This is a genomic window from Bradyrhizobium sp. 26S5, from assembly GCF_036923295.1.
Lineage (GTDB): Bacteria > Pseudomonadota > Alphaproteobacteria > Rhizobiales > Xanthobacteraceae > Bradyrhizobium > Bradyrhizobium septentrionale.
On the sequence record NZ_CP145948.1, the window covers coordinates 5,321,012 to 5,346,729 of the forward strand.

Here is a 25,718-nt window from a genome sequence, read left to right on the forward strand (position 1 = left end):
CGACACGAATCGCCACGACTTATCGCGCTCAGTCTCTCGCTTTTTCAAGCGCGTGCCGCATCAGCTTTTGTTCATCACTTGACATCTGTACGGGACCAAGTTTGTAAGTGAGCTTGTCGATCTTGCCGGTGAAGCGGAAAGGAAGTTTGTAACTGTCGTCCACCGTCGTGCGGGTGTCGCTCCCGATGTCAAACGTTTCGTCGATGGCCATAAGAAACGGAATCGTGTGCGGGATCGTCTTTGCGGCCACCAGCTTGCCATCGGCCGTCAGTACACCGGTGCCACCCTTGCCCGGGCCGGGTCCGTTGTACTTGAAGTCGAATACTATCGTGTGCTTGCCGGGTTTGAGGGCATCGCTAAACAAGTCGCGACCACCAATGCCGCCTTCCCAGCGGTACCGTTCTAGATCGAGCAGGTTATAGACGAAGACTGGTTTGCCTTTGAGCAAGTAGAGGGCGTATCCGCCAAAGCGACCGCCAAGAGTGGCGATCATTCCCTCCGCGCCGCCTTGAGGAACAGTAACCTCAGCGGTGATGGTGTAATTCTTATTGAGGATGCTCGGAGCGCTACTGTCGGGGATTCCAGCAATCTCACCAGAATAGGTGAAAACCGTTCGCCCTGCAGTCGCGCTCGGGCGCGGTGTCACAATGCGGGGCAGCACCGAGTTGTCCAGCGGAAAGACCTGGTATTTCGCCGCCTCCGACAGGAACAACGCTTGCAACTCCTTGAGCTTGTCGGGATTCTTGGCTGCGAGGTCGTTGTTTTGCGAGTAGTCGTCAGCGATGTTGTAGAGTTCCCATTTGTAGTCGTTAATCTCAGGCAGCTTGGCCGTTCCCAAGAGCCAAGGCGGCTCGGGGGGCGTTGTGCAAGCGTACCAACCATCGTGGTAGATTCCACGGTTCGCGAACATTTCGAAATACTGCGTGTCGCGCTTCGAGGGTGCGTTGGCGTTGGCCTTGTCGAACGTATAGGCCATGCTCACGCCCTCGATGGGCTTTTGCGTGATGCCATTGACCGTGGCGGGAGCCTGGATGCCCGCGGCTTCGAGGATCGTCGGCACGATATCGATCATGTGATGGAATTGGGTGCGGATGCCACCAGCGTCCGTGATGTGGCCGGGCCATGAGATGACCATGCCTTGCCGGGTCCCGCCGAAGTGCGATGCCACCTGCTTGGTCCATTTGAACGGGGTATCGAAGGCCCACGACCACGCCACCGACATATGCGGGTAAGTCTTGTCGGAGCCCCAATTCTCGTAATGCAGCATCAGCTCGGCTTCGGGCAGCTTCAAAATGCCGTTGTAGGCGGTCATCTGGTTCGGCGTGCCCTCAAGCGTGCCTTCGGCGCTCGTGCCGTTGTCGCCGCTGATGTAGATGATCAGCGTGTTGTCGAGTTTGCCCATGTCCTCGACCGCCTGGATGACGCGGCCGATTTCGTGGTCGGTATACGTCGCATAGCCGGCAAACACCTCGGCTTCGCGCGCGTATAATTTCTTTTGGATGAACGAGAGCGAGTCCCACTTCGGCAGGGTATCCGGCCAAGCGGTGAGCTGGGTGTTCGCCGGGATCACCCCGAGGCGCTTCTGGTTGGCGAAGATCTGCTCGCGCAACTTCTCCCAGCCCATGTCGAACTTGCCCTTGAACTTGTCGATCCATTCCTTCTTCGGCTGATGCGGCGAATGCGTGCCGCCGGGCACGTAGTAGAGGAAGAACGGCTTGTCGGGTGCGGCCGCGTTCAGTCCGTTCATGTAGTTGATGGCATCATCCGCCATGTCGGTTATGAGGTTGTAGCCGGTCTTGCCGATCCACGGAAAAATCTGGGTCGTGTTCTTATAAAGATACGGCGTCCACTGGTCGGTCTCGCCGCCCATGAAGCCGTAGAAGTATTGGAAGCCCATGCCGACCGGCCATTGGTCGAATGGCCCCGCCGCGCTGTAAAGATAGGTGGGAGTGTTGTGGTTCTTGCCAAACCACGACGTGGCATATCCGTTGTCGCGAAGAATAGTTCCGATCGTGGCGCTCTCGGGGCCGATTACGGAATCGTAGCCCGGATAGCCGGTGGACATTTCACCGATGACACCGTAGCCGACCGAATGGTGGTTGCGGCCAGTGATGAGCGCCGCCCGCGTCGGCGAGCAGAGCGCGGTCGAATGAAACTGCGTATAACGCAGACCCGCCTTGGCGACGCGATCCATGTTCGGCGTCGGGATCACCCCACCGAAGGTGCCGGACACGCCATAACCCTGGTCGTCAGTCATGATCAACAGGACGTTCGGCGCACCCTTGGGCGGCACGACGGACGGTGGCCAGTATGGCTTGGAGGCCGTGGCATCTTCCTTGATCACGCCGCCGAACTTCGGTGGCTCCGGCGGAAGCTGCTTGCCATCGATGGTTGTCGTGGCGCTCGGCGAACCCGGCGCGCCGGTGGTTTGCTGCGCGAGGCTGGTTGTCCCCAGCGCGCACAGCAAATAAGCGGCGGTGAGGGTGGTGCCGCAAAGCAGCAAGTTGCGGCGGTTTTGTAAGCGGCCTTCCGGCTTTGAACTATCGTCATCGTGACGAGTACCGGTCATTGAAAGCTCCCTCTTGGAGACGACAGAACCCATGGACGCCTATCCGAGACACAAAGCCGCAACGCTTAAGTTGATCTAGATCAACCTACCGCCCACGGGTCCGAAACGTCGGATTCGGGTCATGAGCGGAAGTTGTGCCCCTCCCCGCCCGCGTCGTTCGTACCCTGAAGACAGACGTCGAGGCGACCGGGCCGAAGGTCCGCACATGGCCACTTCCGAACTCATGCGCCGTAGCAATTACATTAAAATTTCCGAAGAAGTCCGGCCGAGTCGGCGCTAACCTCTGGTGAACGGTGGAGGGTTACTCTTTTGTCAGCGTCTACTGCACATCGCGAGATGACTGGGAGGATCGGCAGCAAAATCGCCGTTGCAGTCGGACTTGCTCTCAGTCAGGCCGCGGTAGCAGCACCGCCCGATAGCCCAAATCCCGCGCTTGCCCCATGGTTTGAGAGCCTGAAGCAACCAGGCACCGGTGCGTCGTGCTGCTCGATTGCGGATTGCCGAACGGTAGAGTTCCGACAGGACCGAGACGGCTACGAGGTATTGATCGATGATCGCTGGAAGATGTCGGCTCCATTCTGGCTGCGGGTCCCACCGAACAGGATCATCGACAGAACCGATAACCCGACGAACCGCGCCGTGGTCTGCTTCACGCCTGAGGCCGGCATTCTCTGTTTCGTGCGTCCGGCCGAAAGTTAGTTCGTGCCGCGGCGGCTTATGGCTCGCCGAACCTCCTTGCCGATCCCGAATGGAAGCGAGTGCAACTTACCGTACACGACGATCGGTACTCCCTGATCATCTGGCAAAAGCGGGCTGCCAGTGGCGCAGTTCGCGTGCTGCGCAAGTGACTGCGCCGATCGTCGTGTAGGACCCGGCCTCCAGCATCATGCCGCGTGCGAGCTTGAGGGCCCGTGCCTCGCAGATCGCGCGCTGCTTCTCGTCCGCGATCCACTCGAAATCGATGTTGTGCGCGAGGCCGAGGATTCGCCGGATGGTCTTGGCCGCCGCGAAGCCGACCGTGTCCCGGAACAGCCGCGCCATGTAGGCCTGCCGCTCGGCCTCCAGCCGCGCGGCGCCCGCCTCGCCCGTAAACAGCGACAACGGATAGCCGTCGCCATCAGCCTCGCTGCCCCACAGCGCGAGAAATTTTCGGGAGAACCCGGTCCAGACGCCCTCGATGGTTTCCAGCAGCCACGCTTCGAACGAGGCGCGCTCGCCTTGTGTGCGCTCGTGCCCTGCGGAGGCCAGATAGGCCATCAGGAGGTTACCGATGACGGCGCCGATGTCGAACCCCATCGGGCCGTAGAAGGCGAACTCGGGGTCGATCACCTTGGTCTCGCTCTCGGTGACCATGATCGAGCCGGTGTGCAGGTCGCCGTGCAGCAGCGCCTCCGGGCTCGCCATGAATTTCAGCTTGAGCCTGGAGATCGCGACATGCAGGTCGAGATCCTCGCGGAACGCCGCGGCGGTCGCGTCGAGATAAGGCGCGGTCCAGCGGTTCTGCTCGGCGATCCGGTAGGGATCGGTGAAGATCAGATCCTCGGTGATCTTGCAGAGCGCATGGTTGCCGGCGAAATCGGCGATCCCCTGCTTCTTCGCCGCGGCCGACAACGCCAGATCGGACGAGAAGAACAGCGTCTGCGCCAGGAAGGTCGAGATATCATCGACAAAGCGCGGATAGCGCGTGGCTCCAATCAGGCCCTTGCGCATGATGATGTGCGGCTCGAGCAGCTCCATCGCGGTGAGCGCAAGCTCTGCATCGTGATGCAGCACGGCCGGCACAAGCTCCGACGCCAGCCGCGCCTGATGCACCAGCGCCATGTGTTCGTAGTGCGCGCGCGAGAGCGGCAGCGGCCAGCTCTCGCCGACCAGCCGCACATAGGGCAGCGCCTGCTTGACGGCGCTGCCGCCGCTCCTGCCCTTGACGATGAAGACGAGGTTGAGATTGCCGTCGCCGACCTCGCTGATCGACCATTCGGCCGACGCGCCGCCAAGTTGCGTGACGATGGCAGGAACCCCAGCCAGATAGTCCCGGAGATCAGCTTCCCGCAGGATTCGATACTGGCTGGCTCCGGAGGAGCCTGATTGCGCCTGCAGGTTCATCTGGTCGCCTCCTCCCACACTGGCTTTTTTGTTTGAGCATGATCTTTTCGGAAAACCGCTGCGCACTTTTCCGGATCATGCTTCGGGGCGAGGTTGATCCTCACTCCCGTTCCAGGAAGCTCGAGCCGATGTCGGCCTTCTTCCTGATCGGATCATAGTCGCAATAGACGCTGTCGGCGACCAGCGTGTAACTCGCGCTGACGGCGCTTTTCTCGACCTTGACCGAATGCAGTCCGATCACTGCGGTGGACTGTCCGCCGTTCCACTTGAACGGCGTCGTGCTCTGGGTCCTCTCGCAGGCCGCCACCGCGTCCGCGAATACCGAGCTTTCGACGAATGCCTGCACCGTCTGCAGCCGTTTCAACGTCTTCCAGTTGAGATAGAACGATCCGGCGAGGCCGGCGGCGAGCAACACGAAAAGTACGATCGCGATCCGCTGGAAATTCATTCGCCTCCCCTAACTGGCTCTTTGATTTGAGCATGATCTTTTCAGAAAACCGCTGGGCACCTTTCCGGATCATGCTCTAGCTTCTAAAACGGCATCCCCATCAGTTTCGACAGCCGCTCGATCGAGAGATAGCCGGCGTAATAGGCCCACATCGCGATCGCGAAGATCACGGCCGAGATCACCGTGGTCCACAACAGCTTGCGGCCCATCCGCGCCATGATCGGCGCGCCGGGATCGGTGCCGGGCGCGCCGACGCCGTCCTCATGCTGGCTGCGCACGCCGAACGGCAGCGTCAGGAACAGCACGAGCCACCAAAGGACGAAGTAGATCGCAAGCCCGGTGGAGATCTGGTACGCCATTTGGCCTCAAGCCTGTTCGATCTCGACCAAGGCGCCGGAAAAGTCCTTGGGGTGGAAGAACAGCACCGGCTTGCCATGCGCGCCGATCTTCGGCTGGCCGTCGCCCAGCACCCGCGCGCCCTCAGCGATCATCCGATCGCGGGCCGCGATGATGTCGGGCACGTCGTAGCAAACATGGTGAATGCCGCCGTCGGCGTTGCGCTCGACGAATTTTGCGATCGGCGAGGCCTCGCCGAGCGGCTCGATGAACTCGATCTTGGTGTTGGGCAGCGTCACGAACACGGTGATGACGCCATGCTCCGGCAGCGGCACCGCATCGGAAATCTCGGCATTGAAGGCGGTGCCGTAGATCTTCGCGGCCTGTTTGGCGTCCTTGACCGCGATCGCGACATGATTGAGCCGGCCCAGCATGATCCTCTCCCTTGTCGTTACGCGCGCCTCGAAAGGATGCTGCGCGTCAAACCGTCAGAACGTGCACGATGCAGATCGGCTTCTTGCCCCACTGCTCGTTCAGCGCGGCCCGCACCGCGCGGCGCACCGATTCCCCGAGCGCGTCCGGATCGCGCCGCCGCGGCTTCGGCAGCCCCTCGATCGTCGATACCACCACATCGAACACGATGTCGTCGAGCAGCTCGCCCGCGGCATTGTTCTCCGGCATGCCGACGAGATCAACCTCGGGATCGTTGACGAGCTCGCCCTGCGCGGTCATGGCGATGGCGACAAAGGCGCAGCCGGCAAAACCCATCCGCCGCCGTTCCACCACGGCACGCGACTTGGAATCCTCCAGGATGGTTCCATCCTTGTAGAGCCGCCCGGCCGGCACTTCGCCGATGATGCCGGGGTCGCCGGGCCCGAGCTTGACCAGGTCGCCGTTGCGGCAGGTCAGGACCTTGGGCACGCCGGCGGCGCGCGCCAGCTTGGCGTGCTCGGCGAGATGCAGCGCCTCGCCATGCACGGGGATCAAAAGCTGCGGCCGCACCCAGGAGATCATGTCGCGCAGCTCGTCGCGGCGCGGATGGCCGGAGACATGCACCAGGTGCTCGCGGTCGGTGATGACCTCGACGCCCTGCGTCACCAGCCCGTTGATGATGCCGCCGACCGCCTTCTCGTTGCCGGGAATGGTGCGGGAGGAGAAGATCACGGTGTCGCCTTTGTTCAGGGTCACCTGCGGATGGTCGTCATTGGCGATCCGTGCCAGCGCCGCGCGCGGCTCGCCCTGGCTGCCGGTGCACAGCGCCAGCACCTTGTCGGCCGGGAAATGGCCGTAGACGTCGGTGCTGCGGAACTTGTGCGAGCCGTCGAGATAGCCGCATTCGCGCGCCACCTGCACCACACGCTCCATCGCGCGGCCGACCACCACGACCTCGCGATCGGCGGCGATTGCGGCGTCCACCACCGCCCGGACGCGAGCGACATTGGAGGCGAAGGTGGTGACGGCGACCCGGCCCTTGGCCGCCTTGACCAGCTTCTTGATCGTGGCGGCAACCTCGGTCTCCGACGGCGAACGCCCGTCGCGCACCGCGTTGGTGGAATCGCCGACCAGCGCCAGCACGCCTTCGTCGCCGAGCTCGCGCAGCCGCCGCTCATCGGTCGGCAGGCCGATCACCGGGGTCGGATCGATCTTCCAGTCGCCGGTGTGCAGCACGGTGCCGACATCTGTCCTGATCGCCAGCGCGTGCGATTCCGGAATCGAATGCGCGACCGGGATGAACTCGACATTGAACGGGCCGATATCGACCTTGCCGCCCGACGGGATCACGGTGATCGGGATCTTCGGCGGATTGCGCTCGGCGGCGCATTTGGCTTCGAACAGCGCGGCACTGAACTGCGTCGCGTAGATCTTGCAGCCGAGCTTTGGCCAGAGATCGATGATCGCGCCGAAATGGTCCTCATGGGCGTGCGTCAGCACGAGCCCCATCAGATTGTTGCGCTCCTTCTCGAGGAAGCGGACATCCGGCATGATCAGGTCGATGCCCGGCAGATGCTCCTCGTCGCCAAAGGAGACGCCGAGATCGACCGCGAGGAATGAGCGCTGGTGGCGGTTGCCGAGGCCATAGACCGACAGGTTCATGCCGATCTCGCCGACGCCGCCGAGCGGAGCAAAGGTGAGTTCGTCCGGGCGCGCCATCAGTTAGCCCTCACCGAGGCCGCAGTGCCGAAATAGACCTCGCCGGCGCTCACTTGCATGCGCTCTCCATCAGCAGTACGGACGATCAGGCAGCCGGTCTCGTCGATGGTGTCGAAGATGCCCTCGACCGTCGCGGTGCCGGTCTGGACCGCAACCCTCTCGCCAAGGCCGGCGGCACGCTCCAGCCACAGCCTGCGGATTTCCGGGAAGCCGCGGCCGTCCTCCCAGATGCCGCGAAACTCGACCCAGGCGTCCGACAATGCGGCAAACAGCTCTTCCGCACCGATCTGGATGCCGAGCGCGGCAAGCGATACCGCAGGCGTCGGCGTCCCCTCGGGCGCGGCGACGACATTGGTGCCGATGCCGACGACGACGGCCAGCCTGCTGCCGACCGCTTCGGCCTCCAGCAGGATGCCCGACAGCTTCTTGCCGTTGGCAAGCACGTCGTTCGGCCATTTCAGGGTGTATTTCGGGCTGTCCGGCCCGAGCCGCAGCGCCGCCTCGATGCTGACCTTCTGCAACGCGGCTTCGAGCGACAGGCCGGCGGCGAAGCCGAGGGTGGCGGCGACTGCCGGCTGAACGTCGGTTACCTCGAGGATGCTGCTGGCAAGATTGCCGCGCGGCGCGACCCAGACCCGCTGGCGCCGGCCGCGGCCTGCAGTCTGCTCCGGCGTCACGAACCACATCGGCCCGCGCTCGCCGTCACGGGCGCGCAGCATCGCCTCGGCATTGGTCGAGCCGATCTGGTCGAAGGCGGCGAGCCGGTAGCCCTCCGCAATGGCCCGGGGTCCGAGCGTGAATGTCATGTCGGAGTTATGCGCATGATTGGTTCCGAAAGCCAGCATCCTGTTTTCGGAACCATGCGCGCTAGAACAACGACTTCGCCGCCGCCGTTGCCACACTCACCAGCGGGCCCGGATAGGCGAAGAAGAAAATGTTGAAGATGCCTGCGACCGCCAGCACGGTGCGCAGCTCGACGCGGACCGGGTCGAGCTTGCCGAGCGGCTGGTCGAAATACATCACCTTGACGATCGACAGATAGTAGAAGGCGCCCACCACGCTGGTCAGCACGCCGATCACCGCGAGCGTGAACAGGTTGGCCTTGATGGCAGCGACGAACACGTACCATTTGCCGAAGAAGCCGGCGAGCGGCGGAACGCCGGCCAGCGAGAACAGCAGCATCGCGAAGACGAAGGCGATCAGCGGGTTGGTGCGGGACAGGCCAGCAAAATCGCTGATCTGCTCCAGCGCCTGGCCGTTCCGCTTCATGGCGAGGATGATCGAGAAGGTGCCGAGCGTCATCGCGACATAGATCGCGATGTAGATCAGCACGCCCTGCGCCCCCTCGACCGTGCCGGAGGCGAGGCCGACCAGCGCAAAGCCCATATGGCCGATCGAGGAATAGGCCATCAGCCGCTTGATGTTGCTCTGTCCGATCGCCGCAAACGAACCCAGCGCCATCGAGGCGATCGCCACGAACACCAGGATCTGCTGCCACTGGGTCACGATGCCGGGGAACGCGGTCAGCGTCGCCCGGGTGAACACGGCGAGTGCTGCGACCTTCGGGGCGGAGGCGAAGAAGGCGGTCACCGGGGTCGGCGCGCCCTCATAGACGTCGGGCGTCCACATGTGGAACGGCACCGCCGAGACCTTGAAGCAGAGGCCGGCGAGCAGGAACACCAGGCCGAACACGATGCCGATGCTCCCCGTCGTCGCAGCCGCCGCGATGCCGGCGAAGCTGACGGTCCCGGTGAAGCCGTAGATCAGCGAGGCGCCATAGAGCAGCATGCCGGACGACAGCGCGCCGAGCACGAAATACTTCAGGCCGGCCTCGCTCGACTTGGCATTGTCGCGCTGGCTGGCGGCGACGACGTAGAGCGCAAGGCTCATCAGCTCGAGGCCGAGATAGAGCGAGATCAGGTCGCCGGCCGAGATCAGCACCATCATGCCGAGCGTCGACAGCAGCACCAGGATCGAGAACTCGAAGTTGCGGCTCGACGGCTGAGACAGGTACTCGGTCGACAGGATCAGCGTCGCTGCGGAAGCGATCAAAGCGAGGATCTTCAGGAAGCGGGCGAAGTCGTCGACGATGAAGCTGCCGCCGAAGGTCACGAGCTTGCCGGCCGGCAGCCAGAGCTCCAGCACGCCGGTCAAGACCAACAGACACACCGCAAGCGCCGTGATGAGCCGCGTCGTCCCCTGCCCGCGATAGGCTCCGATCATCAACAGCACCATGGCGCCGACCGCGAGCACCAGCTCGGGCAGCACCGGCTGCAACTGATAACCTGCACTGGAAAAGCTCATGGGCTAAGGCCTTACTGCGTAACCAGCGCGGCTGCCTTCACGGCAGTCACGGCGGTGTTGTAATTGTTGACGAGCTGCTGCACCGAGGCGGCCGACATGTCGAGCACAGGCTTCGGGTAGACGCCGAACAGGATGGTCAGCGCGATCAGCGGGAACAGCGTCACGCATTCGCGGAAGGTCAGATCCTTGATCGACATCAGCGACGGCTTGACCAGCGCGCCGAACACCACCTTGCGGTAGAGCCAGAGCGCATAGCAAGCCGACAGGATCACGCCGGTGGTGGCGAAGAACGCGGTCGGCAGCGAGATCTTGAAGGTGCCGAGCAGCGTCATGAACTCGCCGACGAAGCCCGAGGTGCCGGGCAGACCGACATTGGCCATGGTGAAGACCATGAAGGTCATCGCATAGAGCGGCATCCGGTTCACGAGGCCGCCATAGGCCGCGATCTCGCGGGTGTGCATGCGGTCGTAGACGATGCCGACGCAGAGGAACAGCGCGCCGGAGACGATGCCGTGCGAGATCATCTGGAACATGCCGCCGGCGACGCCCTGCGTCGTCACCGCGAAGATGCCCATGGTGACGAAGCCCATATGCGCGACCGAGGAGTACGCGATCAGCTTCTTCATGTCCTCCTGCATCATCGCCACCAGCGAAGTGTAGATGATGGCGATGACCGACAGCGTGAACACGAACGGCGCGAAGTCGTGCGAGGCCAGCGGGAACATCGGCAGCGAGAAGCGCAGGAAGCCGTAGCCGCCCATCTTCAGGAGGATCGCGGCCAGGATCACCGAGCCTGCCGTCGGCGCCTCGACATGCGCGTCAGGCAGCCAGGTGTGCACCGGCCACATCGGCATCTTCACCGCGAACGAGGCGAAGAATGCCAGCCACGCCCAGGTCTGCAGCGACCGCGGCACCGCGGTGTGCATCAGGGTCGGGATGTCGGTGGTGCCGGCGTTCCAGTACAGCGCCATGATGGCGAGCAGCATCAGCACCGAGCCGAGGAAGGTGTAGAGGAAGAACTTGAACGAGGCGTAGACCCGGCGCGGGCCGCCCCAGACGCCGATGATCAGGAACATCGGGATCAGGCCGCCCTCGAAGAACAAATAGAACAGCACGAGGTCGAGCGCCGAGAAGGTGCCGACCATCAGCGTTTCCAGGATCAGGAACGCCATCATGTATTCGCCGACGCGCTGCGTCACCGACTTCCAGCTCGCGATGATGCAGAGCGGCATGATCGCGGTGGTCAGGATGATCAGCGGCAGCGAGATGCCGTCGACACCCATGTGATAGGTGATGCCGGTGGCGAGCCAGGACGCCTTCTCGACGAACTGGAAGTCGGTCTGCGCCGGATCGAAGCGCGCTACCAAAATCAGCGACACCGCGAAGGTGATCAGCGTGGTCCACAGCGCGATCCAGCGCGCCGTGCGGCCCGCGGTCTCGTCGCCGCCGCGTGCCAAGAGATAGACCAGGATCGCGCCGACCGCCGGCAGGAAGGTCGTGACGGAAAGGATGGGCCAGGTTGTCATTTTACTGGCCTCCCAAGCCGAACATGAACCAGGTGATCAATCCGGCGGCCCCGATCAGCATCGCGAAAGCGTAGTGATAGAGATAGCCGGTCTGCAATTTGACGACATTGCGGGTGACGTCGAGCACGCGGGCCGAGACGCCGTCCGGACCGAAGCCGTCGATGACGAAGCCGTCGCCCTTCTTCCACAGCGTGTAGCCAAGCCACTTGGCCGGACGCACGAAGATCCAGTCGTAGAGCTCGTCGAAGTACCATTTGTTGAGCAGGAACTGGTACAGCATCGGCTGCTGCTTCGCGAGTTCGACCGGCAGGTAGGGCCTGCTGATGTAGAACATGTAGGAGATGAACAGGCCGAGGGCCATCATGACGGTCGGCAGTGGCGCGAGCCAGCCCGGCATGTGCTCCATGTCCTCGAGAATGTGCGGGTTCATCTTGACGGATTCGCGGAAGAACTCCTCGACGCCGTGTGGGCTGGCGAACACTTCCTTGAACGGCAGACCCGCCAGGATCGAGCCGGCGGCGAGCACGCCGATCGGCACCAGCATCCAGATCGGGCTCTCATGCGCCGCCTCGTAGTGCTTCTGGTCGTGCGGCTCGCCGAAGAACGTCTTGAAGATCAGACGCCAGGAGTAGAATGAGGTCAGGCCGGCGGCCGCGATCGTCAGCCCGTAGGCATACGTCGCGAACGGATTATGCGCTGCATAGGCCGCCTCGATGATCGCATCCTTGGAGAAGTAGCCGGCGAACAGCGGGAAACCGGTCAGCGCCAGCGTGCCGATGCACATCACCGCGAACGTGTACGGGATCTTGCGCCACAGGCCGCCCATGTTGCGGATGTCCTGCTCGTGATGCATCGCGTAGATCACCGAGCCGGAACCCAGGAACAGCAGCGCCTTGAAGAAGGCGTGCGTGAACAAATGGAACATGCCGACCGAATAGGCCCCTGCTCCCATCGCCACGAACATGTAGCCGAGCTGGGAGCAGGTCGAATACGCGACGATGCGCTTGATGTCGTTCTGCACCAAGCCGATGGTGGCGGCGAAGAACGCCGTGGTCGCGCCGAAGAACATCACCACCGCCTGCGCGGTCGGTGACAGCTCGAACAGCGGCGACAGCCGCGCCACCATGAAGACGCCGGCGGTGACCATGGTCGCGGCGTGGATCAGCGCCGACACCGGGGTCGGGCCTTCCATGGCGTCCGGCAACCAGGTGTGCAGCAGGAACTGGGCCGATTTGCCCATCGCGCCCATGAACAGGAACAGGCAGGTCAGCGTCAGCGCGTCGGGGTGCCAGCCGAAGAAGTCGATGGTCTTGCCGGTCAGCCCGGGCGCGGCGTGGAAGATGGTCTCGAAATCGGTCGAGCCGACCAGCGCGAAGATCGCGAAGATGCCGAGCGCGAAGCCGAAGTCGCCGACGCGGTTGACCACGAAGGCCTTGATCGCCGCGGCGTTGGCCGACGGCTTCTGGTACCAGAAGCCGATCAGGAGATAGCTCGCCAGGCCCACGCCCTCCCAGCCGAAGAACAGCTGCACGAGGTTGTCCGACGTCACCAGCATCAGCATCGCGAAGGTGAACAGCGAGAGATAGCCGAAGAAGCGCGGCCGGTTCGGGTCCTCGTCCATGTAGCCGATGGAATAGAGGTGGACGAGCGCCGACACGGTGTTGACCACGACCAGCATCACCGCCGTCAGGGTGTCGATCCGCAGCGACCAGGCGACCTGCAGGTCGCCCGAGCTGATCCAGGGCAACAGCGCGATCCGCGCGTCGTGATGCATGAATCCGACATCGACCAGCGCGAACCAGGATAGCGCCGCCGAGACGAACAGCAGGCCGGTGGTGATCAGCTCGGCCAGCCGCGAGCCCGCCGCCGCCGGTTCGGAGACGTGGTGGTCGTCATGACCATGGTCGTCCTGGCCGTGATCGTCCTGGCCGTGATCGTCGTGGGCGGCGGAGGCATGAGCGTCGCCATGCGCATCGTCGTGGTGGTCGACGGTGTCGCCGCTCGGATTGCGGGCATGCGCGCCGAATATCGAGATCAGCCCCGCGAGAATGGCGCCCAGCAGCGGCAGAAAGACAATTGCCTGGTACATCTGCGCGCTAGCCCTTCATCAGATTGACGTCTTCAACCGCGATCGAACCGCGGTTGCGGAAATACACCACCAGCACGGCAAGGCCGATCGCGGCCTCGGCCGCCGCCACCGTCAGCACCAGCAGCGCGAACACCTGGCCGACGATGTCGCCGAGGAACGTCGAGAACGCCACCAAATTGATGTTTACCGAGAGCAGGATCAGCTCGATCGACATCAGGATGATGATGATGTTTTTGCGGTTGAGGAAGATGCCGAGGATCCCGAGCGTGAACAGGATCGCGGCGACCGCCAGATAGTGTCCGAGCCCGATGGTCATTTCACCCACTCCGCCGCGTCGGCATCCTGCAGGCCCTGCCCCGACGCCACCTTGCGCATCGCCATCGCCATCTCCGGCGTGCGCGCGTTCTGCACGTTGATGTTCTGCCGCTTAACGTTCGCCTTGTGGCGCAGCGTCAGCACGATGGCGCCGATCATCGCGACCAAGAGCACCATGCCGGCGAGCTGGAAGTAATGGATGTACTTCGTGTAGAGCACGAGGCCGAGCGCCTCGGTGTTGCTGACATTGGTCGGGATCGCGGCGGTGATAGTCTTGGCGACCTGCGGGTTGATCACCCAGGCGCCGACCACCAGCAAGAGCTCGAACAGGAAAATGCCGCCGATCACAATGCCGATCGGAAGGTACTGGATGAAGCCCTCGCGCAGCTCGACGAAGTCGACGTCGAGCATCATGATCACGAACAGGAACAGCACCGCGACCGCGCCGACATAGACCACGATCAGCATCATCCCGAGGAACTCGGCGCCCATCAGGATGAACAGCCCCGAAGCGTTGACGAACGCCAGGATCAGGTACAGCACGGAGTGCACGGGATTGCGCGAGACAATCACCATGACCGCCGAGGCCACGCAGGCGGCAGCAAACAGATAGAAGAACAGCGCCGGAAGGATCATGCCCTCACCTCACCGGTACGGCGCGTCGAGCGCCATCGACTTCGCAATCTCGCGCTCCCAGCGGTCGCCATTGGCGAGCAGCTTCGCCTTGTCATAGTAGAGTTCCTCGCGGGTCTCGGTCGCGAATTCGAAATTCGGTCCCTCGACGATGGCGTCCACCGGGCATGCCTCCTGGCACAGGCCGCAATAGATACACTTCACCATGTCGATGTCGTAACGCACCGTGCGGCGGGTGCCGTCATTGCGGCGCGGGCCGGCCTCGATCGTGATCGCCTGCGCCGGGCAGATCGCCTCGCACAGCTTGCAGGCGATGCAGCGCTCCTCGCCGTTCGGATAGCGGCGCAGCGCGTGCTCGCCACGGAAGCGCGGCGAGATCGGGCCCTTCTCGAAGGGATAGTTCAGCGTCGGCTTCGGCTTGAAGAAATAACGCATGGCGAGAACGAACGCCGAGACGAATTCCGACAGCAGGAGCGAGCGGGCAGTTGCGTTGACGTTGACACTCATGACGGCCTCACTTCGGCGCGATGCCGGCGAATTGCAGCACACCAGCCACGATCACCACCATCGCCAGCGACAGCGGCAGGAACACCTTCCAGCCGAGCCGCATCAGTTGATCGTAGCGGTAGCGCGGCACGATCGCCTTCGCCATCGCGAACATGAAGAACATGAAAAACACCTTGAGGGCGAACCAGACGATGCCCGGAATCCAGGTGAACGGCGGCAGGTTGACCGGCGGCAGCCAACCACCCAAGAACAGGATCGACGCCAGCGCGCACATCGTGGTGATCGCGACATACTCGCCGAGCATGAACAAAAGATACGGCGTCGAGCCGTACTCGGTCATGAAGCCGGCGACCAGCTCGGATTCCGCTTCCACCAGGTCGAACGGCGGACGGTTGGTTTCCGCCAGCGCCGAGACGTAGAAAACGACGAACATCGGGAACAGCGGCCACACATACCAGTTCAGGATGGTGAGCTGCGGCAGGCCGATCAGATGCGCGAGCCCGCGGCTGTTCTGAGCCTCGACCACCGCCGACAGGTTCAGCGAGCCGACGCAGAGCAGCACGGTGATGATGACGAAGCCGATCGAGACCTCGTAGGACACCATCTGCGCCGCCGAGCGCAGCGCCGCAAGGAAGGGATATTTCGAGTTCGACGACCAGCCGGCCATGATGATGCCGTAGATCGACAGCGACGAGATCGCGAAGATGTAGAGCACGCCGACATTGATGTCGGAAATCACCCAGCCGAGATTGAACGGGATCACGGCCCAGGCGGCCAGCGCCAACACGCAGGAGACCAGCGGCGCCAGCAGGAACACGCCTTTGTTCGAGCCGGACGGAATGACCGGTTCCTTGAGCACGAATTTCAGCAAGTCCGCGAAGGATTGCAGCAGACCGAACGGGCCGACCACGTTGGGGCCGCGGCGGATCTGCACCGCCGCCCAGATCTTGCGGTCGGCGAGCAGGATGTAGGCGATCGCGACCAGGAGCACGACGAGCAGCAACAGGCTCTGCGCGACCATGATGATCAGCGGCCAGAGGAAGCCGGTCCAGAACGAGCTTGCGAAGAAATCAGCCATCAGGTCACGCTCACTCCGCTGCCGTCAGCATTCGGCCCGACGCCAGCCGCGAGCATTCCGCCATCACGGCAGAGGCCCGCGCGATCGGGTTGGTCAGATAGAAATCCTCGACGGTCGGCTTGAATGCCGCCTTGTCGACGCTGCCACCCTTGCCCGCCAGCGCCTTGACGTCATCAGCCTTGCCGGCCTCGATCTGGTCGAGCCGCATCAGGTGCGGATAGGTCTTGAACATCGCCTGGCGCAGCGCCTGCAACGAGTCGAACGGCAGCTTCTTGCCGAGCACGTCGGACAGCGCGCGGATGATCGCCCAGTCCTCGCGGGCCTCGCCCGGCGGGAATGCGGCGCGGTTGGCGATCTGCGCCCGGCCCTCGGTGTTGACGTAGATGCCGGATTTCTCGGTGTAGGCCGCGCCCGGCAGGATGACGTCGGCGCGATGCGCGCCCTTGTCGCCATGGGTGCCGATATAGACCACGAAGGTGCCGTCCGGCGCCTTGATCTCGTCGGCGCCGAGCAGGAACAGCACGTCGAGCGTGCCGAAGGTGGTCATCTGCGCCGTGGTCAGGCCGCCGGCCGCCGGCGAGAAGCCGATATCGAGCGCCCCGGCGCGCGAGGCGGTATCCTGCAGCACGGCAAAACCGTTCCAGCCGTCCTTCAGCGCGCCGACGTCGACGGCGAGCTTGGCAGCCTGCGCCAGCACCGCCGCGCCGTCATGCCTGGTGTAGGCGCCGGCGCCGACCAGGATGATCGGGTTCTTGGCGTTCTTCAGCACGTCGGCAAAGGAGTGCTTGCCGGCGGCGAGATCGGCCAGCGTGTCGGTGCCCGCACCGAGATAGTCGTGGTCATAGGTGAAATCGGCCTTGGCGCCGATCATGCCGACCTTGAGGGCGCCGGTGCGCCAGCGCTTGCGGATCCGCGCGTTCAGCACCGCGGCTTCCTTGCGCGGATGCGAGCCGATGATCAGGATCGCGTCGGCCTGGTCGATGCCGGCAATGGTCGGGTTGAAGATGTAGGAACCGCGGCCGGCCTTGGCGTCGAACGCGTCGCCGCCCTGCACCGCCAGATTGACCGAGCCGAACTTCGCCAGCAGCTCCTTCAGCGCATACATTTCATCGACCGCGGCGAGATCGCCCGCGATGGCGCCGATCCGCTTGCCGTCGGTGCGGCCGGCCTTGGCGGCGATGGCAGCAAAGGCTTCCTGCCAGGTCGCCGGCCTGAGCTGGCCATTCTCGCGCACATAGGGCCGGTCGAGGCGCTGCGTGCGCAGGCCATCGACGACGTGGCGGGTCTTGTCGGAAATCCACTCCTCGTTCACCGCCTCGTTGATACGCGGCAGGATGCGCATGACCTCGCGGCCGCGGGTGTCGACGCGGATCGCAGAACCAACGCCGTCCATGACGTCGACCGATTGCGTCTTGCCGAGCTCCCAGGGCCGCGCCGCGAACGCATAGGGCTTCGAGGTCAGCGCGCCGACCGGGCAGATGTCGACGAGATTGCCCTGCAGCTCCGAGCTCAGCGCCTGCTCCAGATAGGTGGTGATCTCCATGTCCTCGCCGCGCCCGGTCGCGCCCATTTCCGGCGCACCGCAGACTTCGGCGGAGAAACGGACGCAGCGCGTGCACTGGATGCAGCGGTTCATCGAGGTCTTGACCAGCGCACCGAGATATTTGTCCTCGACCGCGCGCTTGTTCTCGGCGAAACGGCTGGTGTCGACGCCGTAGCCCATCGCCTGGTCCTGCAGGTCGCACTCGCCGCCCTGATCGCAGATCGGGCAATCCAGCGGATGGTTGATCAGCAGGAACTCCATCACGCCTTCGCGCGCCTTCTTGACCATCGGCGAACGGGTCGAGATCTCCGGCGGCTCGCCCTTCGGTCCCGGACGGCAATCGCGCACGGCCCAGGCGCAGCTCGCGACCGGCTTCGGTCCGCCCTTCACCTCGACCAGGCACATCCGGCAATTGCCGGCGATCGACAGCCGCTCGTGGTAGCAGAAGCGCGGAATCTCGGCACCGGCCGCCTCACACGCCTGCAGCAGCGTGTACTCCGGCGGCACATCGATCTCTTTGCCATCGATGATGATCTTGCTCATGTCTGTCTCAAGTCTTTCCGAGCTTGCAGTCGGGCGGTGCGACGCTGGCGGTTTTCAGTGAGGTCTTCACCCATTGCTGGGTGTCGGTGCCGTAGGTCGCGAGATAGGCGGGTTGCGCCTGGTTCTTCTCGCAGAGGAACGGCAAATGCGGTTTCAGATCGTAGTCACAGGACGCCTGCCATTCGCGCTTGTCCGCGAATGCGGCAAAGGTCTCCTCGCAGGCATAGAGGAAGTACGAGACGAAGCTCTCATACTGCGACCGCTCTTCGCGACTGCCGGCCTTGATAGCCTCGTAATCGGGCTGCGCGAATTTCGGGTTCTTGAAGGCGAGATCGGTGTAACCCAGAAACGCCGTGCGCGCAGCGGAGGCGCGGCTCGACCAACGGATCTCGTTGATCTGCAGCAGGACGGCGCAAAAGCCGAGCAGCGCCACGGTCGCGTGCGCCATCTGCGCAAACGTCCCGTATCTCTGCCACCATGCGGCCTTTTGCGTCATCGCCGTCATTACTCCGCAGCTACCATGTGCACGGGATCGCGAACGCCCTGATCGTCGAGATCGGCCTTGTGCGAATACTGGTCGATCCGCTCTTCAATCTCGTGACGAAAATGCGCGATCAGGCCCTGGATCGGCCACGCCGCGGCGTCGCCGAGCGCGCAGATGGTGTGGCCCTCGACCTGCTTGGTGACCTCGAGCAGCATGTCGATCTCGCGCTTGTGGGCGCGGCCGTCGGCCATGCGGGTCAGGACGCGCCACATCCACCCCGTACCCTCGCGGCACGGCGTGCACTGGCCGCAGCTCTCGTGCTTGTAGAAATAGGAGATGCGCGCGATCGCCCGGATCAGGTCGGTCGACTTGTCCATCACGATCACGGCCGCGGTGCCGAGGCCCGAGCGCAGCTTGCTCAAGCTGTCGAAATCCATCGGCGTGTCGATGATCTGCTCGGCCGGCACCATGCGCACCGACGAGCCGCCGGGGATCACCGCCTTCAGATTGCCCCAGCCGCCGCGGATGCCGCCGCAATGCTTCTCGATCAGCTCGCGGAACGGAATCCCCATCGCCTCTTCGACGTTGCAGGGCCGCTCGACATGACCGGAGATGCAGAACAGCTTGGTGCCGACATTGTTCGGACGGCCGATGGCGGCGAACCAGGCGGCGCCGCGGCGCAGGATGTCGGGCGCGACCGCAATCGACTCGACGTTGTTGACGGTGGTCGGGCAGCCATAGAGGCCGACATTGGCCGGGAACGGCGGCTTCAGCCGCGGCTGGCCCTTCTTGCCTTCGAGGCTCTCGAGCAGCGCGGTTTCCTCGCCGCAGATATAGGCGCCGGCGCCGTGCGCGACATAGATGTCGAACGGCCAGCCGTTGATGTTGTCCTTGCCGACCAGCCTGGCCTCATAGGCCTGGTCGATCGCGGCCTGCAGGTGTTCGCGCTCGCGGATGAATTCGCCGCGGATATAGACGTAGCAGGCATGCGCGCCCATCGCGAAGCTCGCGAGCAGGCAGCCCTCGACCAAAAGATGCGGATCGTGCCGCATGATCTCGCGGTCCTTGCAGGTGCCGGGCTCCGACTCGTCGGCGTTGACGACGAGATAGCTCGGACGGCCGTCCTTGGATTCCTTGGGCATGAAGGACCACTTCATGCCGGTCGGGAAGCCCGCGCCGCCGCGGCCGCGCAGACCCGAGGCCTTCATCTCGTTGATGATCCAGTCGCGGCCCTTGTCAATGATCCCCTTGGTGCCATCCCAGGCGCCTCTGCGGCGCGCGCCCTCTAGGCCCCAATCATGCAGGCCGTAGAGGTTCTTGAAGATGCGGTCCTTGTCGTCGAGCATGCTCAAAACTTTCCGAACATCACCGATTGGCTTGGGAGTAAGCGAGCCCGGCGGCGCAGCCGCCGAACACGATGGCCCACAGCAGGCTGGATTCCAGCGTTGCGTTCAGGCCGTAACGTTGCAGCAGGAACATGAATCCGGCCGCGACAGAAGTATGGAGGGCGATCGTGCGCCAGGCCTTCATCGCAGCGCCCCTCCCCGTTCCGTTTGCTAGCACCTGAAAGCCCATCAGGTCGTTTCCTTCAGCGTGGTCGGCCCGCCTGCGGGGGCCGAGAACTGACGGTCGACCTGCGGGCCCGGCTTCGGCGGATTGCCGGCGGCAAAGCCGTCGAGCACCTTGCCGAAGCTTTCCTTGGTCAGGTCCTCATAGGTGTCCTTCCAGATCAGCACCATCGGCGCGTTCACGCAGGCACCGAGGCACTCGACCTCTTCCCAGGAGAAGTTGCCGTCCTTCGACAGCTGGAACGGATCGTGATGAATGCGATGCTGGCAGACCTCGATCAGGTCGGCGGCGCCGCGCAGCCGGCACGGCGTGGTGCCGCACACCTGCACATGGGCCTTCTTGCCGACCGGCGAGAGCTGGAACATGGTGTAGAAGGTCGCGATCTCCAGCATGCGGATATGCGGCATCTCGAGCAGGTCGGCGACGGCGCGGATCGCGGCTTCCGACACCCAGCCGTCATGCTGCTCCTGGACGCGCCACAGGATCGCGATCGCGGCCGAAGCCTGGCGGCCCGGCGGATATTTCTCGATCTGCTTCTTGGCCCAGGCGAGATTCTCGTCCGTGAACGTGAAGCTCGCGGGCTGCAATTCCTTCGGGGCAAGGCGGCGGACGGACATCGATCAAACTCTCATTGCGGGCGGTGCGGATGCGGACATCATCACCGGTCGACTTCGCCGAACACGATGTCCAGCGAGCCAAGGATGGCGGAAACGTCGGCCAGCAGATGGCCCTTGCAGATGTGATCCATCGCCTGCAGATGGGCAAAGCCCGGCGCGCGGATCTTGCACTTGTAGGGCTTGTTGGTGCCGTCGGCGACGAGATAGACGCCGAACTCGCCCTTCGGCGCCTCGACCGCGGCGTAGACTTCGCCGGCCGGCACGTGCACGCCTTCGGTGTAGAGCTTGAAGTGATGGATCAGCGCTTCCATCGAGCGCTTCATCTCACCGCGGCGCGGCGGCGCGATCTTGTTGTCCTCGACCACGATCGGGCCCTGGCCGTCCGGCGCCTTCAGCTTCTGGATGCACTGCTTCATGATGCGCACCGACTGACGCATCTCTTCCATGCGGATCAGATAGCGGTCGTAGCAGTCGCCGTTCTTGCCGATCGGAATGTCGAAATCCATTTCGGCGTAGCACTCGTAAGGCTGCGACTTGCGCAGGTCCCAAGCCGCGCCCGAACCGCGCACCATCACGCCGGAGAAACCCCACTCCCAGGCTTCCTTCAGCGGCACCACGCCGATGTCGACGTTGCGCTGCTTGAAGATGCGGTTGCCGGTCAGGAGCGTATCGAGGTCGTCGACCACCTTGAGGAACGGATCGCACCACGCATCGATATCGTCGATCAACTTCGGCGGCAGGTCCTGGTGCACGCCGCCGACGCGGAAGAACGCCGCGTGCATGCGCGAGCCCGAGGCGCGCTCATAGAACACCATCAGCTTTTCGCGCTCTTCAAAGCCCCACAGCGGCGGGGTCAGCGCGCCGACGTCCATCGCCTGCGTGGTGACGTTGAGCAGATGGGAGAGGATTCGGCCGATCTCGCAATACAGCACGCGGATCAGCTGGCCACGGCGCGGCACCGTGATGCCGAGCAGCTTTTCCGCCGCGAGGCAGAACGCATGCTCCTGATTCATCGGCGCAACGTAGTCGAGCCGGTCGAAATAGGGAATCGCCTGCAGATAGGTCTTGTGCTCGATCAGCTTCTCGGTGCCGCGGTGAAGCAGGCCGATATGCGGATCGACGCGCTCGACGACTTCGCCGTCGAGCTCCAGCACGAGGCGCAACACGCCGTGCGCCGCCGGATGCTGCGGACCGAAGTTGATGGTGAAGTTGCGAAGATTCTGTTCGTTCATGATCAGGCCTTCGGTTCCGCCTTCGCCTTTTCATCACCCGGCAAGGGGTAGTCAGCCCCCTCCCACGGAGACAGGAAATCGAACTTGCGGAATTCCTGGTTGAGCCGGACCGGCTCGTACAGCACCCGCTTCTCCTGGTCGTCGTAGCGAACCTCGACGAAGCCGGTGAGCGGGAAATCCTTGCGCAGCGGATGGCCGTCGAAGCCGTAATCCGTCAGCAGGCGGCGCATGTCCGGATGCCCGGTGAAGATCACGCCGTAGAGGTCGTAGGTCTCGCGCTCGAACCAGTCGGCGCCCGGGAATACGTTGATGATCGAGGGCACCTGCGTGGTCTCGTCGGCCTGCCCGCGCAGCCGGATGCGGGTGTTCAGGGTCGGCGACAGCAGATGGTAGACGACGTCGAAGCGCTTCTCGCGGCTCGGATAGTCGACCGCGGTCGCATCGGTGAAGTTGACGAAGCGGCAGCCGGCGTCGTCACGCAGAAACGTAACGACGTCCACGATTCTGCCAATCTCGACGTCGATAGTGAGTTGATTGAAGGCGACCGAGTGCGCGGTGGCGGCGCCCGGAAGCGCGCTCACGATCGTCTGCCCAAGGGCGTCGAGCTTGCCGTCGTCCATGCCTGAAACCTTAGCGTTCGATAGTGCCGATACGGCGAATCTTTTTCTGCAACAGCAGCACGCCGTAGAGCAGCGCTTCCGCCGTGGGCGGGCAGCCCGGCACGTAGATGTCGATCGGCACGATGCGGTCGCAGCCGCGCACCACCGAGTAGGAATAGTGGTAGTAGCCGCCGCCATTGGCGCAGGAGCCCATCGAGATGACGTAGCGCGGCTCCGGCATCTGGTCGTAGACCTTGCGCAGCGCCGGCGCCATCTTGTTGGTCAGGGTGCCCGCGACGATCATCACGTCGGACTGCCGCGGCGAGGCACGCGGCGCAAAGCCGAAGCGCTCGACGTCGTAGCGCGGCATCGAGACCTGCATCATCTCGACCGCGCAGCAGGCGAGACCGAAGGTCATCCACATCAACGAGCCGGTGCGCGCCCAGGTGATCAGGTCGTCGGCCGCGGCGACGAAGAAGCCCTTGTCGGACAGCTCGTGATTGACCTCGAGGAAGAACGGATCATTGGCGCCGACCGGCCTGCCGGTCGACGGATCGATGATTCCTTTCGGAGCCATGGCGATCTCAGGCTTGGCGATCGCCGGCTGCGAGGATGCGGCGGTGGGGCTCAATCCCATTCGAGCGCGCCTTTCTTCCATTCATATGCAAACCCGACCGTCAGCACGGCCAGGAAGACCATCATCGACCAGAAGCCGGTCGCACCGAGCTTTCCGAACGCCACCGCCCAGGGGAACAGGAACGCCACTTCGAGGTCGAAGATGATGAAGAGGATCGCCACCAGATAGAAGCGGACGTCGAACTTCATGCGGGCGTCGTCAAAAGCGTTGAATCCGCATTCATAGGCGGACAGCTTTTCCGGGTCCGGCGACTGGAACGCGACCAGGAACGGCGCGATCAGGAGCGCCAGACCGATCAGGCTGGCGACTCCGATAAACACCACAAGTGGGAGGTAATTTTGCAGGATGCCGGTCATCGGCGAGGCCTTCTTGCTGCGGTTTCGGACGTGCCGCAGATTCGTTGATTGGAATTGTTCTTGAGGCTTTAGCGCAGCGCAACAGGGGGCGCAAGACAAGCTATTTTGACGCTTTTGCCGTCCTTCCCCGCGGGCTGTCGGCCCGATCAGGTGGCAGCACTTGCCTCAATCGGCAACGCTGCGCCGGCGATCCGGTGCCCTGCGCGCTCGCCATATCAGCCCAGCTCCCGCTCGGCGGCGAGCATCTCGGCGGCGATCTCGGTCAGCCGATCGACATGTCCGAGCAGCAGCGCAAGTTCCTGTGGGGTAAGCTGTTCCAGCAGGCGCCGGTTTCGCTCCTGCGCGCCGGCGACGATCGCGTCATGGGCGGCGAGGCCCGTCTTGGTCAGCGAGACCAGGGTTTCGCGGTTGTCGCGCGGGTTGGCCGACTTGGCCACCAGCTTGCGCGCGACGAGCTCGGCGAGCGCCCGGCTGATCTGGCCCTTGTCCATGCCGACGGCTTCGGCCAACCGCACCACGCTCATCGGCGGCCGCCGACCGAGCGAGGCGACCAGGCCGAACTCGACCGAGGAGAGCCCGGCGAGCCGCTTGTAACGCAACATCGCACCGCGCTTGAGCAGGTTTGCCAGCACCATCAGCCGCGACGACATCATCGCGGTGATCGGCGCCAGCTCGGCGTCGACCACGGCTTCCGGCGGCAACGCCCTCTCCGTCCTGAGCTTCTCGGTCATCGCCAACCTCTGCCAACAAAGCCACGCGCTGCCAAGCTAGTCGAGATCGTTGACATTGTCATCGATATATCATTGACTTCATCAACGACAGCGCGACCGCGGGCACCAGACCAGCGGCGGGAGGAACAACATGACGATCACCCAGCGGGACCGCGATCTCGGCACGGCCTATGCGATGAAGCCGTCCACCACCCGGACCGAGCTCACCTCCGTCGTCCGTGGCACGCCGATGGGCGAACTGCTGCGCCGTTACTGGCACCCGGTCGGCCTCGCCGGTGATGCCACCGATATCCCCAGAAAAGTCCGCGCGCTCGGTGAGGATTTGATCCTGTTCCGCGACCGGCATGACCGGATCGGACTGCTGCATGCCCGTTGCTGCCATCGCGGAACCACTCTCTATTACGGCAAGGTTGAGGAAGACGGCATTCGCTGCTGCTATCACGGCTGGAAGTTCGACACCGAAGGCCGCTGCCTCGAACAGCCCTGCGAGCCCGAAGGCGGCCTGTTCAAGGACAAGGTGCGCCAGCCCTGGTATCCGGTGCAGGAACGTTACGGGCTGATCTTCGCGTACATGGGCCCGGCCGAGAAGAAGCCGGTGCTGCCGCGCTACGAGTGCCTCGAGACCATGGACGACGGAGAGTTCGTCGAGGCCGACGATTCATCGATCGGCGGCGGCGGCCCGGCCGTGATCCCCTGCAACTGGTTGCAGCATTTCGAGAACGTCGCCGATCCCTACCACGTGCCGGTGCTGCACGGCTCGTTCTCAGGGCCGCAGTTCACCACCATGATGGCCTCGATGCCCGAGGTGAAGTTCGAGATGTCGCCGCGTGGCGTCGCGGTGCGCTCGATCCGCAGGCAGGATGACGGCAAGGTGTTTTACCGCGTCACCGAGGCCGCCCTCCCCACGCTGCGTGTCGTGCCCAATCCGCGGGTCGCGCAATTCGCCCGCGTCGAATCGATCGGCTGGACCTTGCCGATCGACGACAACTCGTTCCGCATCTATGTCGCCGGCCGGGTCAAGAAATCAGGCGACATCGGCCGCATGCGCTCGAAGTTCAACGGCAAGTTCTGGTGGGACATGACGGAGCAGGAGCACCAGCAATTCCCCGGCGACTACGAGGCTCAAGTCGGCCAGGGGCCGGTGACGGTATATTCCGAAGAGCATTTTGGCCAGAGCGACCGCGGCATCCTGATGGTCCGGCGGATGCTCGGCGAGCAGCTCGAGGCGCTCGCCGCCGGCCGCGACCCGATCGGGGTGTCGTTCGACGCCGACGCCGGACCGGTCGAATTCGAGGCTGGGAATTTCATCCGCGAGGCATAAGGCCCGCGCGCCAGCAAACAACAAAGA

The 25,718-nt window shown here is 63.8% G+C and carries 26 protein-coding genes; 1 reads left to right on the forward strand and 25 read right to left on the reverse strand.

What is annotated here, in order from left to right:
- Positions 1 to 28: 28 nt before the first annotated feature.
- The 25 genes from V5279_RS24765 to V5279_RS24885 form a co-directional block, all read right to left on the reverse strand.
- The gene (locus V5279_RS24765) at positions 29 to 2,569 is read right to left on the reverse strand and encodes an arylsulfatase (protein WP_338688794.1); all 2,541 of its coding nucleotides are present in this window, start codon (positions 2,567 to 2,569) and stop codon (positions 29 to 31) included.
- A gap of 533 nt (positions 2,570 to 3,102) precedes the next feature.
- Positions 3,103 to 3,237: a hypothetical protein gene (locus tag V5279_RS24770; RefSeq protein WP_256375165.1), complete on the reverse strand. Its 135-nt coding sequence runs from the start codon at positions 3,235 to 3,237 to the stop codon at positions 3,103 to 3,105.
- Positions 3,238 to 3,364: 127 nt separating this feature from the next.
- On the reverse strand, positions 3,365 to 4,672 hold the full coding sequence (gene mtnK / locus V5279_RS24775) for an S-methyl-5-thioribose kinase (protein ID WP_338688797.1): 1,308 nt from the start codon (positions 4,670 to 4,672) through the stop codon (positions 3,365 to 3,367).
- Between the two features lie 100 nt (positions 4,673 to 4,772).
- A complete protein-coding gene (locus tag V5279_RS24780; RefSeq protein WP_029080773.1) occupies positions 4,773 to 5,120 on the reverse strand; it encodes a hypothetical protein in 348 nt (115 codons plus the stop codon).
- 83 nt (positions 5,121 to 5,203) lie between these two features.
- Positions 5,204 to 5,479, reverse strand: a complete 276-nt coding sequence (locus V5279_RS24785; protein WP_029080772.1) for a DUF1467 family protein — start codon at positions 5,477 to 5,479, stop codon at positions 5,204 to 5,206.
- Between the two features lie 6 nt (positions 5,480 to 5,485).
- Positions 5,486 to 5,890 (reverse strand): methylmalonyl-CoA epimerase, encoded by a 405-nt coding sequence (mce, locus tag V5279_RS24790; RefSeq protein WP_016841811.1) that lies wholly within the window; start codon positions 5,888 to 5,890, stop codon positions 5,486 to 5,488.
- 46 nt (positions 5,891 to 5,936) lie between these two features.
- On the reverse strand, positions 5,937 to 7,607 hold the full coding sequence (locus V5279_RS24795; protein ID WP_338688817.1) for a ribonuclease J: 1,671 nt from the start codon (positions 7,605 to 7,607) through the stop codon (positions 5,937 to 5,939).
- Positions 7,607 to 8,413: a biotin--[acetyl-CoA-carboxylase] ligase gene (locus tag V5279_RS24800; RefSeq protein ID WP_338701377.1), complete on the reverse strand. Its 807-nt coding sequence runs from the start codon at positions 8,411 to 8,413 to the stop codon at positions 7,607 to 7,609. The genes V5279_RS24795 and V5279_RS24800 overlap by 1 nt, the downstream gene beginning before the upstream one ends.
- A 61-nt stretch (positions 8,414 to 8,474) precedes the next feature.
- Positions 8,475 to 9,911, reverse strand: a complete 1,437-nt coding sequence (nuoN, locus tag V5279_RS24805) for an NADH-quinone oxidoreductase subunit NuoN (protein ID WP_029080768.1) — start codon at positions 9,909 to 9,911, stop codon at positions 8,475 to 8,477.
- An 11-nt stretch (positions 9,912 to 9,922) separates the two neighbouring features.
- Positions 9,923 to 11,437 carry an NADH-quinone oxidoreductase subunit M gene (locus tag V5279_RS24810; RefSeq protein WP_166296017.1) on the reverse strand — a complete coding sequence of 505 codons (1,515 nt, stop codon included), beginning with the start codon at positions 11,435 to 11,437 and terminating at the stop codon, positions 9,923 to 9,925.
- 1 nt (position 11,438) lies between these two features.
- Entirely contained in the window at positions 11,439 to 13,526 is a 2,088-nt protein-coding gene (gene nuoL, locus V5279_RS24815; RefSeq protein WP_338688823.1) for an NADH-quinone oxidoreductase subunit L, read from the reverse strand.
- Positions 13,527 to 13,533: 7 nt separating this feature from the next.
- The gene (nuoK, locus tag V5279_RS24820; RefSeq protein WP_076857700.1) at positions 13,534 to 13,842 is read right to left on the reverse strand and encodes an NADH-quinone oxidoreductase subunit NuoK; all 309 of its coding nucleotides are present in this window, start codon (positions 13,840 to 13,842) and stop codon (positions 13,534 to 13,536) included.
- Positions 13,839 to 14,477 (reverse strand): NADH-quinone oxidoreductase subunit J, encoded by a 639-nt coding sequence (locus V5279_RS24825; RefSeq protein WP_338688828.1) that lies wholly within the window; start codon positions 14,475 to 14,477, stop codon positions 13,839 to 13,841. Before V5279_RS24825 ends, nuoK begins: the two co-directional genes overlap by 4 nt.
- Before the next feature lie 9 nt (positions 14,478 to 14,486).
- Positions 14,487 to 14,981: an NADH-quinone oxidoreductase subunit NuoI gene (gene nuoI / locus V5279_RS24830; RefSeq protein ID WP_166205402.1), complete on the reverse strand. Its 495-nt coding sequence runs from the start codon at positions 14,979 to 14,981 to the stop codon at positions 14,487 to 14,489.
- 7 nt (positions 14,982 to 14,988) lie between these two features.
- A complete protein-coding gene (nuoH, locus tag V5279_RS24835) occupies positions 14,989 to 16,059 on the reverse strand; it encodes an NADH-quinone oxidoreductase subunit NuoH (protein WP_338688832.1) in 1,071 nt (356 codons plus the stop codon).
- 10 nt (positions 16,060 to 16,069) lie between these two features.
- Positions 16,070 to 18,145: an NADH-quinone oxidoreductase subunit NuoG gene (gene nuoG, locus V5279_RS24840; protein ID WP_338688834.1), complete on the reverse strand. Its 2,076-nt coding sequence runs from the start codon at positions 18,143 to 18,145 to the stop codon at positions 16,070 to 16,072.
- 7 nt (positions 18,146 to 18,152) lie between these two features.
- On the reverse strand, positions 18,153 to 18,641 hold the full coding sequence (locus tag V5279_RS24845; protein WP_338688836.1) for a hypothetical protein: 489 nt from the start codon (positions 18,639 to 18,641) through the stop codon (positions 18,153 to 18,155).
- Between the two features lie 8 nt (positions 18,642 to 18,649).
- Complete coding sequence (gene nuoF / locus V5279_RS24850; RefSeq protein ID WP_338688838.1) at positions 18,650 to 19,975, reverse strand: NADH-quinone oxidoreductase subunit NuoF; 1,326 nt, start codon at positions 19,973 to 19,975, stop codon at positions 18,650 to 18,652.
- Between the two features lie 19 nt (positions 19,976 to 19,994).
- Positions 19,995 to 20,159: a hypothetical protein gene (locus V5279_RS24855; protein WP_414645619.1), complete on the reverse strand. Its 165-nt coding sequence runs from the start codon at positions 20,157 to 20,159 to the stop codon at positions 19,995 to 19,997.
- Between the two features lie 44 nt (positions 20,160 to 20,203).
- Positions 20,204 to 20,815 carry an NADH-quinone oxidoreductase subunit NuoE gene (gene nuoE, locus V5279_RS24860; protein WP_029080758.1) on the reverse strand — a complete coding sequence of 204 codons (612 nt, stop codon included), beginning with the start codon at positions 20,813 to 20,815 and terminating at the stop codon, positions 20,204 to 20,206.
- A gap of 41 nt (positions 20,816 to 20,856) precedes the next feature.
- Positions 20,857 to 22,047, reverse strand: a complete 1,191-nt coding sequence (locus tag V5279_RS24865; RefSeq protein ID WP_166296035.1) for an NADH-quinone oxidoreductase subunit D — start codon at positions 22,045 to 22,047, stop codon at positions 20,857 to 20,859.
- Between the two features lie 2 nt (positions 22,048 to 22,049).
- A complete protein-coding gene (locus V5279_RS24870; RefSeq protein ID WP_166296038.1) occupies positions 22,050 to 22,667 on the reverse strand; it encodes an NADH-quinone oxidoreductase subunit C in 618 nt (205 codons plus the stop codon).
- 10 nt (positions 22,668 to 22,677) lie between these two features.
- A complete protein-coding gene (locus V5279_RS24875) occupies positions 22,678 to 23,283 on the reverse strand; it encodes a NuoB/complex I 20 kDa subunit family protein (RefSeq protein WP_166296041.1) in 606 nt (201 codons plus the stop codon).
- On the reverse strand, positions 23,274 to 23,639 hold the full coding sequence (locus V5279_RS24880; protein ID WP_018271860.1) for an NADH-quinone oxidoreductase subunit A: 366 nt from the start codon (positions 23,637 to 23,639) through the stop codon (positions 23,274 to 23,276). Before V5279_RS24880 ends, V5279_RS24875 begins: the two co-directional genes overlap by 10 nt.
- A 215-nt stretch (positions 23,640 to 23,854) precedes the next feature.
- Positions 23,855 to 24,370, reverse strand: a complete 516-nt coding sequence (locus V5279_RS24885; protein WP_166296043.1) for a MarR family winged helix-turn-helix transcriptional regulator — start codon at positions 24,368 to 24,370, stop codon at positions 23,855 to 23,857.
- A gap of 130 nt (positions 24,371 to 24,500) precedes the next feature.
- Between V5279_RS24885 and V5279_RS24890 the strand changes: the two genes are divergently transcribed.
- Positions 24,501 to 25,691, forward strand: a complete 1,191-nt coding sequence (locus V5279_RS24890; protein WP_338688858.1) for an aromatic ring-hydroxylating dioxygenase subunit alpha — start codon at positions 24,501 to 24,503, stop codon at positions 25,689 to 25,691.
- Positions 25,692 to 25,718 lie beyond the last annotated feature (27 nt).

Excerpts from the sequence above, each read along its gene's own strand:
- V5279_RS24765 (WP_338688794.1), bottom strand. The coding sequence starts at position 2,569 with ATGACCGGTACTCGTCACGATGACGATAGTTCAAAGCCGGAAGGCCGC.
- V5279_RS24770 (WP_256375165.1), bottom strand. The coding sequence starts at position 3,237 with ATGCCGGCCTCAGGCGTGAAGCAGACCACGGCGCGGTTCGTCGGGTTA.
- mtnK (WP_338688797.1), bottom strand. The coding sequence starts at position 4,672 with ATGAACCTGCAGGCGCAATCAGGCTCCTCCGGAGCCAGCCAGTATCGA.
- V5279_RS24780 (WP_029080773.1), bottom strand. The coding sequence starts at position 5,120 with ATGAATTTCCAGCGGATCGCGATCGTACTTTTCGTGTTGCTCGCCGCC.
- V5279_RS24785 (WP_029080772.1), bottom strand. The coding sequence starts at position 5,479 with ATGGCGTACCAGATCTCCACCGGGCTTGCGATCTACTTCGTCCTTTGG.
- mce (WP_016841811.1), bottom strand. The coding sequence starts at position 5,890 with ATGCTGGGCCGGCTCAATCATGTCGCGATCGCGGTCAAGGACGCCAAA.
- V5279_RS24795 (WP_338688817.1), bottom strand. The coding sequence starts at position 7,607 with ATGGCGCGCCCGGACGAACTCACCTTTGCTCCGCTCGGCGGCGTCGGC.
- V5279_RS24800 (WP_338701377.1), bottom strand. The coding sequence starts at position 8,413 with ATGACATTCACGCTCGGACCCCGGGCCATTGCGGAGGGCTACCGGCTC.
- nuoN (WP_029080768.1), bottom strand. The coding sequence starts at position 9,911 with ATGAGCTTTTCCAGTGCAGGTTATCAGTTGCAGCCGGTGCTGCCCGAG.
- V5279_RS24810 (WP_166296017.1), bottom strand. The coding sequence starts at position 11,437 with ATGACAACCTGGCCCATCCTTTCCGTCACGACCTTCCTGCCGGCGGTC.
- nuoL (WP_338688823.1), bottom strand. The coding sequence starts at position 13,526 with ATGTACCAGGCAATTGTCTTTCTGCCGCTGCTGGGCGCCATTCTCGCG.
- nuoK (WP_076857700.1), bottom strand. The coding sequence starts at position 13,842 with ATGACCATCGGGCTCGGACACTATCTGGCGGTCGCCGCGATCCTGTTC.
- V5279_RS24825 (WP_338688828.1), bottom strand. The coding sequence starts at position 14,477 with ATGATCCTTCCGGCGCTGTTCTTCTATCTGTTTGCTGCCGCCTGCGTG.
- nuoI (WP_166205402.1), bottom strand. The coding sequence starts at position 14,981 with ATGAGTGTCAACGTCAACGCAACTGCCCGCTCGCTCCTGCTGTCGGAA.
- nuoH (WP_338688832.1), bottom strand. The coding sequence starts at position 16,059 with ATGGCTGATTTCTTCGCAAGCTCGTTCTGGACCGGCTTCCTCTGGCCG.
- nuoG (WP_338688834.1), bottom strand. The coding sequence starts at position 18,145 with ATGAGCAAGATCATCATCGATGGCAAAGAGATCGATGTGCCGCCGGAG.
- V5279_RS24845 (WP_338688836.1), bottom strand. The coding sequence starts at position 18,641 with ATGACGCAAAAGGCCGCATGGTGGCAGAGATACGGGACGTTTGCGCAG.
- nuoF (WP_338688838.1), bottom strand. The coding sequence starts at position 19,975 with ATGCTCGACGACAAGGACCGCATCTTCAAGAACCTCTACGGCCTGCAT.
- V5279_RS24855 (WP_414645619.1), bottom strand. The coding sequence starts at position 20,159 with ATGAAGGCCTGGCGCACGATCGCCCTCCATACTTCTGTCGCGGCCGGA.
- nuoE (WP_029080758.1), bottom strand. The coding sequence starts at position 20,815 with ATGTCCGTCCGCCGCCTTGCCCCGAAGGAATTGCAGCCCGCGAGCTTC.
- V5279_RS24865 (WP_166296035.1), bottom strand. The coding sequence starts at position 22,047 with ATGAACGAACAGAATCTTCGCAACTTCACCATCAACTTCGGTCCGCAG.
- V5279_RS24870 (WP_166296038.1), bottom strand. The coding sequence starts at position 22,667 with ATGGACGACGGCAAGCTCGACGCCCTTGGGCAGACGATCGTGAGCGCG.
- V5279_RS24875 (WP_166296041.1), bottom strand. The coding sequence starts at position 23,283 with ATGGGATTGAGCCCCACCGCCGCATCCTCGCAGCCGGCGATCGCCAAG.
- V5279_RS24880 (WP_018271860.1), bottom strand. The coding sequence starts at position 23,639 with ATGACCGGCATCCTGCAAAATTACCTCCCACTTGTGGTGTTTATCGGA.
- V5279_RS24885 (WP_166296043.1), bottom strand. The coding sequence starts at position 24,370 with ATGACCGAGAAGCTCAGGACGGAGAGGGCGTTGCCGCCGGAAGCCGTG.
- V5279_RS24890 (WP_338688858.1), top strand. The coding sequence starts at position 24,501 with ATGACGATCACCCAGCGGGACCGCGATCTCGGCACGGCCTATGCGATG.